This window comes from Halomonas sp. AOP27-A1-41, from assembly GCF_052378605.1.
GTDB lineage: Bacteria > Pseudomonadota > Gammaproteobacteria > Pseudomonadales > Halomonadaceae > Vreelandella > Vreelandella citrativorans.
Genome location: NZ_JBQSXT010000021.1, coordinates 21,482 through 35,982, shown reverse-complemented (window position 1 = coordinate 35,982; position 14,501 = coordinate 21,482). Strand labels below are relative to the sequence as shown.

Here is a 14,501-nt window from a genome sequence, read left to right as displayed (position 1 = left end):
GCCTTGCTCCGCATCGACTTATTTGGCCGTCGGCATCACAAACTCAGCCCCGTTATCAATCGAGTCTGACCAGCGCTGCATAATTGACTTCTGCCTGGTATAAAAACGTACGCCCTCCTCACCGTAGGCGTGGGTATCGCCGAACAGTGAACGCTTCCAACCGCCAAAGCCGTGCCACGCCATCGGCACCGGGATAGGCACATTGATACCGACCATGCCAACCTGAATACGGCGCCCGAACTCTCTTGCCACGCTGCCGCTTTCGGTAAAGCAGCTGACGCCGTTACCGAATTCATGGTCGTTGATTAACTGAATGGCCGTCGCGACATCCGGCACGCGTACGCACACCAACACCGGGCCAAAGATCTCTTCTTTATAGATCGTCATTTCCGGCGTGACGTGGTCGAAAAGCGTGCCGCCCATCCAGAAGCCGTCGGCACAGTCACTACCCACCTGGGTAGTATCAAACTCACGGCCATCCACGATCAGTTTCGCACCTTCAGACACGCCTTTTTCGATGTAGCCGGTAATACGCTGGTGGGCCTGACGCGTTACGATCGGCCCCATTTCGGCATCCAGCTGCATGCCATTTTTTACTTTTAGCGCTTTAGCGCGCTCGGCAAGCTTGGGCACCACGCTATCCGCCACGTCGCCGACCAGTACCGCTACGCTAATCGCCATGCAGCGTTCGCCCGCCGAGCCGTAGGCGGCGCCAATTAACGCATCCACCGCTTTATCCAGGTGCGCATCAGGCATCACGACCATATGGTTTTTCGCCCCACCCAATGCCTGCACCCGCTTGCCGTGCTTGGCACCCCGCTCATAGATCAGGTTGGCAATTGGCGTCGAGCCAACAAACGAGAGCGCTTTGACCTCGGGGTGATCGATTAATGCTTCAACAGACTCCTTCCCTCCCTGCACCACGTTAAACACGCCATCGGGCAAACCGGCCTGCTTCAGAAGGTCTGCCAGCATTAGTGACGCGCTAGGGTCAAGCGGGCTTGGTTTGAGAATAAAGGTGTTACCCGTGGCGATAGCGATAGGGAACATCCACATCGGCACCATGATCGGGAAGTTAAACGGCGTAATACCCGCCACAACACCAAGCGGTTGCCGGGTTGTCCAATTATCAATACCGGTACTGACCTGCTCGGTGTAGTCACCTTTAAGCAGTTGGGGGATACCGCAGGCAAACTCGACAACATCGATCCCGCGCGCCACCTCGCCCTGGGCATCGGTAAATACTTTGCCATGCTCTTGGGTGATCGCCTCAGCCAAGGCATCTTTATGCGTATTCAATAATTCCAGAAACTTAAACAGCACCCGAGCCCGTCGAATGGGTGGCGTATCGGCCCACGCAGGAAATGCTGCACTGGCCGCATTTACAGCCACCTCCACATCGCTTTGTGACGCCAGGGCGACACGGCCGGTGACTTGGCCGGTGGCTGGGTTAAACACATCCTGGGCATCGCCAGAGCAACCTTCGCTGATCTGACCATTAATAAAGTGCTGAATGGCTGTTGTTGTCATCATCACTACCTTTATAAGCAGAACCAATGGGATCTGCCCAGACTAGCGTGATTGTTGGCGCGATCAATTGAGTAAATTTAAACCGGGATATAAGCTCTGCTAATAACAAAATGAAAACCAGGAGGCGCCATGCACGAATATGCGACACTACGGGCATTTGTCATGGTCGCCCGTCTAGGCAGCGTCTCACGCGCGGCTGAGCAACTGCACCTTACCCAGCCCGCCATCAGCCTAAAGTTGAAGCAGCTTCAGCTAAGCTTGGGGCTTACTTTGTTTGAACGCCGCCCCCAGGGCTTAGCGCTAACGCCTGATGGCCATGCCCTGCTACCCTCCGCCGAGAAAGCCCTAGCAAGCGCCTATGCTTTTGAGCAAACGGCCAATACGTTGCACAGCACGCCAAGAGGCAAGCTCAAGATAGGCACGATTGTCGATCCAGAATTTATTCGCCTGGGCGCTTTCCTGCGCCGCCTAATGACGCAAGCACCGCAGCTTGAAACCGAGCTTCATCATGGGATGAGCGGCAATACGTTAAGGCGTGTTGAGCAAGGCGACCTGGATGTAGGGTTTTACCTAGCGCCGCCCGGCCTGGGAACCGACCATGAGGCGCTTGCCTGGCGCGAGCTGACCCACTTTCACTACTACGTTGTTGCCCCGATGGGCTGGGATGCCCAACTGGCCGATACGCGCTGGGAAGCCCTGGCCCGCTTGCCCTGGATCGTCACGCCCGAGGACTCGGCCCATCACCGCCTTTTACAACACACACTTGCCAGCAATGGCGCCACACCCAATCGCGTCGCTCAGGTCGATCAGGAGGCCTGCATGCTGGACTTAGTCCGCGCGGGCGTTGGCCTGAGCCTTGCGCGCGATGCTCTGGCTATGACCGAGCGTCAGGAAAGCGGCCTTGTCATTGCCAGCAATATTCGCCTGCCCTGCGCACTTAGCCTGATTTGGCGCCATGATCGTGCAGAAGAACCTCCCATTGACGCGGCATTACGTACGCTGAGCGAAGTATGGTCCTCGCTTTAAAGAAACTGGCTTTAAAAAGATGGACGGAGCTATCACTAATACATACGCCAGCCAACCAGCCATTGATAAAAGACGTACGCACTTTTATTGCCACCCCGGAAATGCCCTTTGGCGGGTCAAATTCAGGAGTAATCGATAACGCCGTTTAGGCTATTGCCACCGGTAAAAATAAAGCGCCGCCAGCATCCTGGCGGCGCTTTTTAGTGTGAAAACGAAAACGCTATCAGCCCGCCTGCTGGGCCTGGTGCTCAAGCTCTTTGGTGACATCCGGGGTAAGCTTTAACGCTTGCGCCAGTTGATCCAACCAGGCGCGCTCCATGGGGTTCTGGTCATCAGTTACTGCGACACTCATTAAATACATTTCCCGAGCAGCCTGGGGCGAGTCCGCTTCGCGGGCAAGCGCTTCGGCATCCAATGGAGCCTTTAGCTGCCTTTCGACCCAGTTATGCATTTCCTGGTCGGCCCCTAGCGCATCGATCTGCTCCGTAATCAGCACCTGTTCCTGCTCATCAATATGCCCATCGGCGCGAGCTGCCATTATCATGGCCTGCAGCAGTTCAAGGCTACGCCGCTCCTGAATCTCACCGCTTAATACATCAACACGCTCGCCTTCTGCTTCACTGCTGGTGGCCTGCTGGTTTTTAGCGGCCTGTGAATTCTGCCAGGCCTTCCAGGCCAGCATGCCAACGCCTGCAATAGCGCCATACTTAAGTGCTTTACCGCCCATACTACGGCCACGTTTGGAACCGACCAGCATGCCCATGGCACCACCGCCCAAAAGGCTTTTCATATCGAAGCCGCTGGAACTTCCCGACTGGCTTGAGCGCTGATCACTACCGCCCCCACTCAACTGACGAGACAAGCCCTCCAGCATGCCCTTCACATTGACTCCGCTGCTGCCTTTTTGGCTGCCACCGGCCTGCTGCATAAGCTGTTGAAGAATTTTACTAGCGTTCATCCTTGTACTCCTTGGGCTGACAGGCTGTATTGACAATATACGTACTGACCACGAATGCACGCATAGATCCTACTGAGTCTAGAGGACCTACGCCGGCATAACACCTTGCACTTGTACCGTGCTTCCCTGACGGCTGGCACGTACTTCTATACGAACCGGCATTTGCTCTTTGAGTTCGCTGACATGAGAAATAATTCCGATCATACGCCCGCCCATTTGCAGCTCGCTCAGCATGGTGATGGCTTGGTCAAGGGCATCCTGGTCCAGGCTGCCAAAACCTTCATCGATAAATAGCGTATCGAGCTGAATGCCACCGGCATACGCCTGCACCACGTCAGAGAGGCCCAATGCTAGCGCCAGCGCGGCCATAAACGATTCACCACCCGAGAGCGTCGCGACGGGGCGATTTTTACCGGTATAGGTATCGGCAACATCCAGCTCCAGGCCTGAGGCCTTATTTCCTTTGGAGGGGTCTTCACGGCGTACCAGCTGATAACGCCCTCGGCTCATCCGCACCAGCCGCTCGGATGCCTGGATAAGCACATCATCCAACAGCACGCCAAGCACAAAACGCTGCAGGCTAATGCGATGCCCGGTGCGCCCATTGGCGATCTCGCTCAGCGTTCCCCACAGCCGATACTCGGCTTCAAGCTCCACCTCGGCGGCATGGGCGGCCTTGAGCTTTTGCTGAGTGGCGGTTAGCTGTGCAATCCGAGCCGCCAGGCGCTGGTAGGTTTGATTACAAACCTGCTCATGCGCTTGCGCGCTAGCCACTTGCTCCGCCAAAGCGGTTAAATCAGGCGGCGTTAGCCCCTCAAGGCGTGTCTGGCTATCCTCAAGCTGACCATCCAGCTTGGCCAACGCCTGCTGAAAGAGGGTGACGGTTTCAATAAGCGCCTGGCGCTCGGGCGCTTCCAGGCGGGCCTGAATAAAGTCAGCGTCGTTGTCGAAAGCGCTACCGCTTAGCGCCAATTGCCATTCGTTTTGGGCCGCGCTTAGCGCCTGAGTCGCGGCGGCGACGCGCTGGGCACTATCTGACAGCGTGGTTTCGGCGCGGGCCAGCCCCGTTTGTGCGTGATGAGCACTCTCCTGAGCAGATTGCCACGCCGCCTCAGACTGCTGAATGTCGCTTTGCACACGGCCAAGCTCTGCCTCCAGCGCCTCAAGTGACCCATGTGGCTCGGGCAGTGCCCTGCGCAGTTGCTCACATTGGGCTTCCAACTGATGACACCGCTTTTGGGCGGCCTCTAACTCAGGCTGTTGTGCCTTTATCTGGGTATCCAGCGCTTTCCATTCGCTGCGATGTTGCTCAAGTGTGCGCTCCTGGGCTGCCAACTCTCGAGTCAGCACTTGATAGCGTTCAACATGTCGCTGGCTCTCCTGGCAGGCAGCCTCCAGTGCGCTTATTGGTTTGGCGCCCCACTCGCCCAGCGTATGACGTAAGTACTCGCTCTGCTCATCGTTATAATTAAGCTGTTGGGTCAAACGCTGCTGCAACTGTTGAGCTTGCACCAACGATTGATGCGCCTGCTCATGCTCCGTGCGTGCGCGCTTCACATCGGCCTGGGTAACGGGGGGCTGCTCTTGTACGGCGGGTGCAGGGTGCTCACGGCTGCCACACACCGGGCAGGGCTGCTGGGATTCCAGCCGAGCGGCGAGTAACGCGGCTTGGCCCTGGTGCCAGTGCATCTCCTGCTCGGTGGCGCGACGCTTATAGTGCTCAACCGTTTGCTGATGATGCTCAACATCGCTTGCCGCCTGAGCCACTTGCTCGGCCAATGCAGCGCGCTGGGATTCAAGCCCGGCCAGTGTTTGCCGCTGCGCATGCAGCGCTTGGCGGCCTTTTAACACCTCATCGCAACCTGCAAGGTGATTGCGCTCTATCTGCTCCGCTTTCAGCCTGGCGGCAAGTGCCTCGCCCTGCTCAGCGATGGTGTCGCGCTGCTGCGTTTGTTGGTCAAGCTGCCGATACAGGCTTTGCCATGTTTGTTGCGCCTGGTGTAGCGCCTGCTCTACACCAGTGAGCGCCTGAAATTGCTCCAACGCTTGCTGTAAACGGCCAGCCTGTTCACGGCGTTCCGGCAACTGCTGGTAGCGGGTTTGTGCCTGGTGTAACGCTTGCTGAGCGTGTTGATGCGTCGCCTGCTGTTTTTCAACAGCCGTTTGAGCCTGAACGCGTTCTTGCTGGGTAGCGCTTGCCGTTTGCTGCGCTGTTTGCACGCGGTGAAAGGGTTCGGCCAGCGCCTGGGTTTGTTCATGGGCGCTTAGGCGCTGTTGAGCACGCTCTATTTCCGGCTGCTGGTGTAGCCGCTGTTTTTTTTCTGCGCCCAATGCCGTATGGCGGTCAAAAAGTGCTTGGCACTCCTGCCCCTGGCGCTCGGCAGCCTCTGCCTGTTCACGCTGCTGTTTAGCAATGGCTAACGCCTTTTCAGCAGCCTGATGCTCTGGCGCCAGCGTTTCCAGCGCCTCAATAAGCGCCGCTTCACTTTCAATGTCGCTTGCATCCAGAATGCCCTGGACACGGTGCTGGTGATCTTTCACCGCTCGGTCTATCTGGTTGGCCTGGGTGCGCAGATGCTCTTCAATGCGTTGAAAAATATGGGTTTGAAACAGCTGGGAAAAAATCTTTTCGCGATCTTTTGACTCCGCCAGCAACAGCTCCCGGAACTTGCCCTGGGGCAGCACCATCACCTGGCGGAACTGGCTGGCATCCAGCCCCAGTAGTGCCTGCACTTGGGCGGTAGCATCGTTAACGCTACGCGCGACGAGGCACTGATTTTCCTTGTCATCAGCGGTTAGCCGCCACAGCTGGGCTTCTGCATTTTGCGTTGTCGTCCCTTCGCCTCGCGCTTTAGGGCGCTCCTGCTGAGGCACGCGGCGCACCCGGTAGCTCTCTCCGCGCAGGTAAAAATCCAGCGTTACTTCAGTTAGCAACGTATCGGCGGCCTGGTCGCAACGCATCTGGGTGCCCGAGCGTTCTTCTCCCGTGGTCTGGCCATAAAGCGCGAAGCAGATGGCGTCCAGAATCGAGCTTTTCCCGGCGCCTGTCGGGCCGTTGATCAAAAACAGCGGGCTTCTACCCAGCTGAGAAAAGTTGATGATCTCCTCAGCCGCAAAAGGGCCGAAGGCCTGCATGGTGAGTATGAGCGGCGTCATGACTGGCCCTCTTCATCGCGGCTGAGGGTGGTGATGACATCACTCATGGCGCGCGCCTGGTCCGCGCTCATGGCGTCACCGCTGGTTTGTTCGAAGAAATCGCTGAACATATCCAGGGCATTAAAGCGCAGCCGTTCGCGATCCAGTTGCTGACGCTGTTGCCCACCCAGCATGCCGGGCTTTTCGAGGTGCAGAACATTGGGGTACACCGCGCGTAGCTTGCCCATGGGGTCTAAAATAGCGTGGCGGTCGGTTAGCCGAACCAACAAGTAGTCATCGGCACAGAGGTCCTCGCGCCCTTGTCTCAACAACTCATCAAGCTCGCCTTCCAGCACGCGCACTTCGCGCTTGGGCACCAGCGGATGATGCTCAATGCCGGTCACTCCCTCGTTACCTATATCCACAAGCGTAACGCCTTTACGCTGCCGAGCTTCTGAAAAGCTGTATTTAAGCAGCGAGCCGCTGTAGCGAATATGTTCGCCGCCGCGGTATTGCGGGCCATGCAAGTGGCCAAGCGCGACATAGTCAAAGCCCTGCATGGGCTCCCAGGCAACACTTTCTGCACCACCCAGGGTTAACGGGCGCTCGGAATCGGATGCGCTGCCGCCATCTACGAAGCAGTGGCTCATCAGTACCGTTGGGCGGGTAGCGTGGCGCTTCTCACCAATACGCGTTAGCAAGTAGCGGTGGGCGCTATCAAAGTCGCGGACCGGTTCACCGAACTGGCTGCGTACGTATTCCGGGTCAGCATAGGGCACACCAAAAATATCGACCTCAACGCCGTTGATAGCAAGCGTAACGGGGGTATCGCAGGCGCTCAAATCAGAAAGAATATGCAGCCCCGCCTGACGCAAATGGCGTGCACCAAAGCCCAAGCGCTCGGCGCCGTCGTGGTTGCCGGAAATAATAACCACTGGCAAACCACGCGCTTGGCAAAGCTCGCCCAGCACATCATCAAGCAACGTAACAGCCGCGGAAGGCGGCACCGAGCGGTCATAGATATCGCCCGCAATCAGCACAGCGTCTACGGCTTCGCGGTCGACGATCTCGATCAGCTGGTTTAGAACGTGGCGCTGGTCTTCAAGCAGTGAGATGTTGTGAAACAATCTCCCCAGGTGCCAATCGGCGGTGTGGAGTAGACGCATGGCAGGCTCAACGGCAGGTTAGGTGGTTGCATCATAACAACCTAACCTGACGGCGTTTAGCCTTTACTGGTGAGAAATACTTAAGGGCTCTTGGGCAATTGGCGTTTATGCTCGGTGCGGGTATAGGTGTCAATGATGGTGGTATACGCCTCATCGCTGATGGCATCGCCGACCAGGAAGGCATCAATATCCGCATAAGTCACGCCTAGCGCCACTTCATCCGCCAACAGGGGTTTGAGCGTTTCCAGGTCGGCAGTGGGCTGCTTTTCAACTAGGAAGGCAGGTGCCCCCAGCGCTGCGCCTACTTCACGTACCTGGCGCTTGGTTAGCCCGGTGAGCGGCGCAACGTCACAGGCGCCGTCACCATATTTGGTGAAGAACCCCATTAGTGCTTCGGCGGCTTGATCCGTGCCGACCACCAGGCCACTTCGTGCTCCGGCCGCTGCGTATTGCGTCACCATACGCTGGCGCGCCTTGATATTGCCCAACACAAAGTCGCGGTGAGCGTCGTCTCTAAACGTTAGCCCGCCCTCTTCCAGTGCGGCCAACAGGGCATCACTTGCCGGTTTAACGTTAACGGTCAGCACATGGCCGGGTTCAATAAACGACAGTGCCTTCTGCGCATCGTCTTCATCCTGCTGAGTACCATAAGGCAACCGCATCGCGTAAAAAGAGGCGTCGATGCCCTGCTCACGCGCCTTATTAACCGCTAACTGCGCCAAGCGGCCGCCTACCGTGGAATCCACGCCGCCACTAATGCCCAATACAAGCGCATACTGCCCTGTTTCGATCATTTCGCGACACAAGAAATCAACGCGCTTATCAATCTCTTGCTGAGAGTCAATATGCGGTTTTACCTGTAAAGCCGTTTGAATATGCGATTGGGTTGCCTGCTGATCTACCATTCTGGCCTCCTTGCGGTCGAACGTTGATCCATAGCGGATAGCGTTTTATTCAGGCTAGAGCAGAAATGTGTTTGGTTCTACTCATCTAATGGCGCGCTACCGTTCAATACATCACGATGATATTGAGGAATGTACTCCAATGCATAGTGCGCGGCGGCTAGGCGAACGTCGTTACGATCACCGGAAAAGCGGCGTGTCTCGGTAATCATGTAAATCTTTTGCTCATGGCGAAAGGCCCAGGCAAAGCATACCGTACCGACGGGAATATCATCATGCGGTTCAGGGCCTGCAATCCCGGTATTGGCGACGGTTATAGTGGCATCGTTATTATTAAGTGCCCCTAGCGCCATTTCTCGAGAGGTTTCTTCACTGGTAAGCCCATACGTATCAATCGTATCGAAGCTGACCGACAAATAACGATTTTTTGCCTCCGGGGAATAAACCGCCAGCCCACAGTCAATGCACTGCCCGCTACCGGGCACACGGGCCAGCTCAGAGACAATCAGCCCTGCGGTGCATGATTCAGCAGTGGCCAATTTGAGTTTTTGCTGCTGTAGATAATCAGTAATTTGCTTAAGCAATTCCATTGCGTATCTCCTGACAAATCACAATCCCTATCGTTTTATTCTTCCTCTTAAAAGGTAGCTGTTCTCGAAGAGGGCTGAAAAATCAGCCAGCAAGTTCATCATTTGTTAAAAAGTTCTTATCCATTGATAAGGGCTTAGCGCTGTTTCTTCCACCCATCCGCGTAGGAGCTGTTCTGTAAGCGGTAGTCATGGCGCACCTCTACAATGACCAGGGCATCTGCCCTGGTCATGTGCTGAACTAGCCGGAAGACTTTTTAACTAGAAGCTTTTTGAAAGCGTAATCGCGCCGTATTTGTCCTGCTTTTCCTGGCCATCAAATTCACGCGTGCGCTGAACACCGGAAAAAACGGCTTGCCACTCATCCCAGGCAATGGCAAAGCCAGCGGCCCCTTCTCCTACCCACTCTTTACGGTCAACCGAGTGACTGCTGGAAAACACGTTGCCATCCAGAGTGAGGTTATGCGCGACGTAGTAGCCTTCGACATTAGCGAATACATACCACTGCCAGCCCGTTGTACTCGTCATGCGGCCACGGTTACTGGGGTTGGGGGTAAGCGTCGGGATACCGCTGGCATCATCACCCCAGCGAACGCCATAACCCGCACTAGCGTAGGTATTGAGGTTGCCCAGGGCAACGCTGACACCGGGGCCGTGAGCCAAGCGCTTACCGGCCAGAGGCACGTTATGCCACCACTGACGACGCATGGTCAGGTTAAGCAACGGCTCATCCTTTAACTGGTTATGCCAGCCGCTTGGACGTTCGCTATTGGTAATACGGTGCACCTCACGCTGAATGCTGTCAGCAAGCGATGATGGGCCTACCAGGCCGGCCTCTATATGAAGATCAGTGGCTTGCTGCCAGCGTCCTACCGGAACATCTTCATAAAGTGACATACCTGCATAGACCAGGCCTGCATAGGGGCGGTCGTCCTCAATTAGCTCAGAGCGCTCGATATCATCCGGCGTATAAATCTGGTGCACCAATCGGAAAGCAACTGAATCTGCCTGGCCTATCAAACTATCCGGCAACGCCGTGGCTAAACGCTGAGTCCAGTTTTCCGGGCTGGGCTTAAATGCCCAATTAAGCTCGAAGCCGCTGGTAAAGTGCCCATCGTCACTGCTCATTAGACCGTCATTTTCATGTGTCACAGAAATGACGTTGTTATCTGCATTCGCCAAGGCAGGGAGTAGACTCATTGCTGCTACAAAGAGAAGCAGGCGCCAAGCAGGCAGGCAAACGTTGTACATTGCTCATCCCTTGAGTGGGGGTTAAAACCAAAGTAGCGCCCTCGAAGAGCGCTAGCAAACATTCCTGATTGTATGTAAACATGCAAAAAGATAGCAAGGAAATATTATTCGCCAAACATCAATAACAACCCAACACCCGTGGCGCAAGGCGCTGCCTCTCTTCTGTTCCAAAGGTGGGTAACAGTAAGCATAGCCAGTTCCTATGCCCTCGCTGCGCGCACCAAGTTGGCAGTACCTTGCTGTATGTATTTAAAGAAATAGCCTAACGGTCCCTTAACAGCCACTGCGGAGTAATTTCATGCTGGCCGTTTTCATCCGTGATAAACAGCGAGCCCTCACTCACCATAACCGCCCAGTTAATAGCGCGCGGGAGGTTCTGAGCAATCACTGCCAAGGCTTCTTGAGGCAAGGTCGCTACGTGAAGATTTTTAAGCGTTGCCACGCCAGGAAGTACTTTGTTTTCCCATATATCGGTGCGCCCGTAGGCAAGCAGCGATACGCGCTCGGCGCGCCGTGAGCACCAGGTTAGGCGTTCGGCATCCGGCAAGCCTACTTCAACCCAATGCAGCACCCGCCCATCCAGACTCTTTTCCCATAGTGCGGGTTCATCCACATCGGAAAGCCCGCGCCCAAATGCAATCGCCTCGCTGTACCACAATACATAAGCAATCAGCCGCGCACTCATCCGCTCTTCTGTTTCAGAGGGGTGGCGTGCCACGGTAAAACGTAGCGTTTCATACACCCCACGATCCAGGTCGGTAAGGTTAATATCAACTTTGTAAGGCGTCGCACTAAGGGCCATCAGAATATCCAGCGATAAATTTTGGCTAGTTTACCTGATGCGCGGCCCGATAGGCGCTAGGCATTCCGATAATCAGCCGTTAGGGTGCTGTGTTTTAACGTATCGGCTTCGTGATGAGGCTCACGCCATTGTTCGTCGAGCGCTGCTTGATACCACGCCTGCATCGCTGGCAGCGTCAACAGGTGCTTTGCATAAGCGTTCGAAGCCTCGCTTAAAGGCAAGCCAAACGTTTGTACACGGAAAACGACAGGTGCGTAGAAGGCATCTACCGCCGTAAATTCGTCACCTGCCAGGTAAGGGCCACCAAAGCGTGAAAGGCCTTCTTGCCAGAGCCTATCCAATCGAGCGAGATCAGCTCTGAGCCCAGCAGAAACATCCTGAAGCGTGACGCGCACGCCGCAGTTCATGAGGCATTCGTTACGTAACGTGGAAAAGCCGCTATGCATTTCGGCGCTGGCCGAACGTGCCCAAGCACGTATTGTCGCCTCTTTTGGCCATACCCGAGCATGCTGCTCGGCAATGTATTCAACAATGGCCAGCGAATCCCAGACGGCCATCTCGCCATCCACCAGGCAAGGCACAAGCCCGGAAGGCGAAAAGCGAATAAACGTATCGCGACTCGCCCCATTGCCACCCTCAAAGGCCATAACGTGTTCCTTAAAAGGAATATCAAGCGCCTTCATAAGCACCCAAGGCCGCAATGACCAAGAAGAGTAGTTTTTGTTGGCAATGTAGAGATCAAACATGGTTACCCCTTTTTTACGTCAAAAAAGCAAGGATGGCTACGCTAGTCGCATTATGTCGCCTTTCTTTATCCCATAAATTGCCTGTTTCATCGTCTAACAGATTCTTTTTTTACTTTATTTAAACCAAGGTCGTGTATGCAAGAAAATATCAAGCTGTACGATGTTACCGATAACATAGCCAGCAATTAGCACTATCATTGGGAGTACTCGCATGGATGAATGGACGCAAACGTTATCTACAGGACCGTTGCTAGGCATTGCCGCCGTAGCGGTCTTGTCCCTTTTACTATTGATCATCAGATTCAAGATGCATGCGTTTGTGGCGCTGATGCTGGTGAGCTTACTGACAGCGCTCGCCACGCAGATTCCAGTCAATGCGATTGTTCCCACGATGGTGGATAGCTTTGGGGGAACGCTGGGCGCTGTTGCTCTACTGGTAGGGTTAGGGGCAATGCTTGGCAAGCTTGTTGAGCATTCAGGCGGTGCCAAAGCGCTTGCCGATAAAATGATTGATCTCTTCGGCGAAAAGCGAGCGCCTTTTGCCCTCGGTATCACGTCACTGCTAATGGGCTTTCCGATATTTTTTGATGCCGGTTTGATCGTCATGCTACCGATCATTTTTGCCGTTTCGCGTCGTTTGGGTGGCCCTATCCTTCTTTATGCCATGCCTGCTGCCGCTGCCTTTTCGGTTATGCATGTTTTCCTGCCCCCTCACCCAGGCCCGGTTACCGCATCGGAGCTTTATGAGGCAAATTTAGGGTTATTGCTGCTTGCTGGCGTGGTGATTGCGTTCCCCCTTTGGTGGATATCAGGCTATATGTGGGGGAAAATTGTCGCAAAGCGCTACCCCTTCCCTCTCGCAGACTCCCTGTTCGGCGACGTCAGCGATGACCACGTTATCAACCCGCCTTCTGTCAGCGTTGTTATCAGCATGTTGTTGCTGCCGATTGTGCTGATTTTCATGAACACCGGCTTAAACTTTCTGCGCTCAATGGGCGTTGTGGATAGTGACGCACAGTGGTTCCAACTGCTATCAGCCGTTGGCAACACGCCGGTAGCGCTGCTTATTTCAACGTTGGTGGCAATGTTAGTGCTAGGCCGCCGCCAAGGTATCGGAGGCAGTGCATTAGAAAAAGTGCTTGATTCATCCTTGGCGCCGATTTGCTCGGTAGTACTGATCACAGGCGCCGGCGGTATGTTCGGTGGCGTACTCAGGGCATCCGGCATTGGCGATGCGCTATCAAGTTCGCTCAGCGATATTGGTTTACCGATCATCCTGGCGGCTTATGTCATTGCGGTGATTATGCGCTTGGCCCAAGGCTCGGCAACTGTCGCCCTGGTAACCGCCGCCGGGCTCATGGCCCCCGCCGTGATTGGCGGTGACTTTACATCCATGCAGGTAGTGGCGATTACCCTGGCAACAGCCGCGGGCTCTGTCTTTGCAGGGCATGTCAACGACTCTGGGTTCTGGCTGGTTGGTCGCCTGTTAGGAATGGACGTTAAGACAACGCTCAAGACCTGGACCGTTCAGCAGGCGCTCGAATCCGTTGTCGGCTTTATATTCGCGGTTATTATTTTCATGCTGTTTTAGGTGAGCACGATGACAAAAGCACTTTTCGATATTAACGGCCGCTTGGCACTGGTAACCGGATCCTCAAGGGGGCTGGGCAATGCGCTTGCCAGGGGGCTTGCTTCCCAAGGAGCTCATGTCATTGTGCATGGGCGGGACCTGGAAAGCGTCAAGGAGGAAGCCCACAACATCGCCCAAGAGACAGGCGCCAACGTTGAAGCCATCAGCTTTGATGTCACTGATGCCAGGGCGACTCAGCAAGCCGTAGAAGCACTTATCGATCAGTTTGGCGTTCCGGATATCCTGGTCAACAATGCAGGGCTTCAACGCCGAGCGCCGTTCAATGAGTACTCTACGTCAGATTGGGATGCGCTCATCGCCACCAATCTTTCGAGTCTGTTTTACGTGTCTCGTGCGTTGACTCCAGCCATGAGTGAACGTGGCTCGGGTAAGGTCATCAACATCGGCTCGGTACAGTCCAAACTTGCCAGAGAAACCATCGCCCCCTATTCGGCAACCAAAGGTGGGGTTGTTCTACTCACTCAGGGTATGGCTGCTGACCTTGCTCGCTTCAACATTCAGGTCAACTGCATTTCTCCCGGCTACTTTAAAACTGAAATGAATACCGCGCTATGGCAAGACACAAGCTTTAACCAGTGGGTGGAAAAACGCACTCCGGCACAGCGCTGGGGACATTTCGACGAACTGGTGGGTACGCTGGTCTATCTCTGTTCGGGTGCTTCAAGTTTCGTTTCTGGACAAAATATTTTCGTTGATGGCGGAATGACCTCGGTGGTTTAACACCTGGAAATTGCCTTTGGGGATGAA

12 protein-coding genes are annotated in these 14,501 nt (G+C 55.1%); 3 read left to right on the top strand and 9 right to left on the bottom strand.

Going from position 1 to position 14,501, the window contains the following annotated elements; translation table 11 throughout:
• Positions 1 to 18: 18 nt before the first annotated feature.
• Positions 19 to 1,530: a CoA-acylating methylmalonate-semialdehyde dehydrogenase gene (locus ACT3TC_RS13450; protein WP_444640369.1), complete on the bottom strand. Its 1,512-nt coding sequence runs from the start codon at positions 1,528 to 1,530 to the stop codon at positions 19 to 21.
• Positions 1,531 to 1,659: 129 nt separating this feature from the next.
• Here ACT3TC_RS13450 and ACT3TC_RS13445 point away from each other — a divergent pair, with 129 nt between their 5' ends.
• Positions 1,660 to 2,556: a LysR family transcriptional regulator gene (locus ACT3TC_RS13445; RefSeq protein ID WP_444640368.1), complete on the top strand. Its 897-nt coding sequence runs from the start codon at positions 1,660 to 1,662 to the stop codon at positions 2,554 to 2,556.
• A gap of 223 nt (positions 2,557 to 2,779) precedes the next feature.
• On the opposite strand, the gene ACT3TC_RS13440 is transcribed toward ACT3TC_RS13445, so the two are convergent.
• From ACT3TC_RS13440 to ACT3TC_RS13405, 8 genes are all read right to left on the bottom strand, one after another.
• Complete coding sequence (locus ACT3TC_RS13440; protein WP_444640367.1) at positions 2,780 to 3,514, bottom strand: tellurite resistance TerB family protein; 735 nt, start codon at positions 3,512 to 3,514, stop codon at positions 2,780 to 2,782.
• Positions 3,515 to 3,601: 87 nt separating this feature from the next.
• The gene (locus ACT3TC_RS13435; protein WP_444640366.1) at positions 3,602 to 6,670 is read right to left on the bottom strand and encodes an AAA family ATPase; all 3,069 of its coding nucleotides are present in this window, start codon (positions 6,668 to 6,670) and stop codon (positions 3,602 to 3,604) included.
• Entirely contained in the window at positions 6,667 to 7,815 is a 1,149-nt protein-coding gene (locus tag ACT3TC_RS13430; protein ID WP_444640365.1) for an exonuclease SbcCD subunit D, read from the bottom strand. The genes ACT3TC_RS13435 and ACT3TC_RS13430 overlap by 4 nt, the downstream gene beginning before the upstream one ends.
• Positions 7,816 to 7,895: 80 nt before the next feature.
• The gene (gene nadE / locus ACT3TC_RS13425) at positions 7,896 to 8,720 is read right to left on the bottom strand and encodes an ammonia-dependent NAD(+) synthetase (RefSeq protein WP_444640364.1); all 825 of its coding nucleotides are present in this window, start codon (positions 8,718 to 8,720) and stop codon (positions 7,896 to 7,898) included.
• A gap of 77 nt (positions 8,721 to 8,797) precedes the next feature.
• Positions 8,798 to 9,307 (bottom strand): CinA family protein, encoded by a 510-nt coding sequence (locus tag ACT3TC_RS13420; protein WP_444640363.1) that lies wholly within the window; start codon positions 9,305 to 9,307, stop codon positions 8,798 to 8,800.
• 258 nt (positions 9,308 to 9,565) lie between these two features.
• Positions 9,566 to 10,555, bottom strand: coding sequence for a lipid A deacylase LpxR family protein (locus ACT3TC_RS13415; protein WP_444631501.1), 990 nt, complete (start codon positions 10,553 to 10,555; stop codon positions 9,566 to 9,568).
• A gap of 262 nt (positions 10,556 to 10,817) precedes the next feature.
• The gene (locus tag ACT3TC_RS13410; protein WP_192527464.1) at positions 10,818 to 11,357 is read right to left on the bottom strand and encodes a YaeQ family protein; all 540 of its coding nucleotides are present in this window, start codon (positions 11,355 to 11,357) and stop codon (positions 10,818 to 10,820) included.
• A gap of 56 nt (positions 11,358 to 11,413) precedes the next feature.
• Entirely contained in the window at positions 11,414 to 12,103 is a 690-nt protein-coding gene (locus ACT3TC_RS13405; RefSeq protein WP_444640362.1) for a glutathione S-transferase family protein, read from the bottom strand.
• A gap of 211 nt (positions 12,104 to 12,314) precedes the next feature.
• Here ACT3TC_RS13405 and ACT3TC_RS13400 point away from each other — a divergent pair, with 211 nt between their 5' ends.
• Together ACT3TC_RS13400 and ACT3TC_RS13395 are read left to right on the top strand one after the other, a co-directional pair.
• Positions 12,315 to 13,694, top strand: coding sequence for a GntP family permease (locus ACT3TC_RS13400; protein ID WP_444640361.1), 1,380 nt, complete (start codon positions 12,315 to 12,317; stop codon positions 13,692 to 13,694).
• A gap of 9 nt (positions 13,695 to 13,703) precedes the next feature.
• Positions 13,704 to 14,474: a glucose 1-dehydrogenase gene (locus tag ACT3TC_RS13395; protein WP_444640360.1), complete on the top strand. Its 771-nt coding sequence runs from the start codon at positions 13,704 to 13,706 to the stop codon at positions 14,472 to 14,474.
• The last annotated feature ends 27 nt before the right edge of the window (positions 14,475 to 14,501 follow it).

Bases quoted from the DNA above. Each gene is read 5' to 3' on its own strand.
- ACT3TC_RS13450 (WP_444640369.1), bottom strand. From the start codon at position 1,530: ATGACAACAACAGCCATTCAGCACTTTATTAATGGTCAGATCAGCGAA.
- ACT3TC_RS13445 (WP_444640368.1), top strand. From the start codon at position 1,660: ATGCACGAATATGCGACACTACGGGCATTTGTCATGGTCGCCCGTCTA.
- ACT3TC_RS13440 (WP_444640367.1), bottom strand. From the start codon at position 3,514: ATGAACGCTAGTAAAATTCTTCAACAGCTTATGCAGCAGGCCGGTGGC.
- ACT3TC_RS13435 (WP_444640366.1), bottom strand. From the start codon at position 6,670: ATGACGCCGCTCATACTCACCATGCAGGCCTTCGGCCCTTTTGCGGCT.
- ACT3TC_RS13430 (WP_444640365.1), bottom strand. From the start codon at position 7,815: ATGCGTCTACTCCACACCGCCGATTGGCACCTGGGGAGATTGTTTCAC.
- nadE (WP_444640364.1), bottom strand. From the start codon at position 8,720: ATGGTAGATCAGCAGGCAACCCAATCGCATATTCAAACGGCTTTACAG.
- ACT3TC_RS13420 (WP_444640363.1), bottom strand. From the start codon at position 9,307: ATGGAATTGCTTAAGCAAATTACTGATTATCTACAGCAGCAAAAACTC.
- ACT3TC_RS13415 (WP_444631501.1), bottom strand. From the start codon at position 10,555: ATGTACAACGTTTGCCTGCCTGCTTGGCGCCTGCTTCTCTTTGTAGCA.
- ACT3TC_RS13410 (WP_192527464.1), bottom strand. From the start codon at position 11,357: ATGGCCCTTAGTGCGACGCCTTACAAAGTTGATATTAACCTTACCGAC.
- ACT3TC_RS13405 (WP_444640362.1), bottom strand. From the start codon at position 12,103: ATGTTTGATCTCTACATTGCCAACAAAAACTACTCTTCTTGGTCATTG.
- ACT3TC_RS13400 (WP_444640361.1), top strand. From the start codon at position 12,315: ATGGATGAATGGACGCAAACGTTATCTACAGGACCGTTGCTAGGCATT.
- ACT3TC_RS13395 (WP_444640360.1), top strand. From the start codon at position 13,704: ATGACAAAAGCACTTTTCGATATTAACGGCCGCTTGGCACTGGTAACC.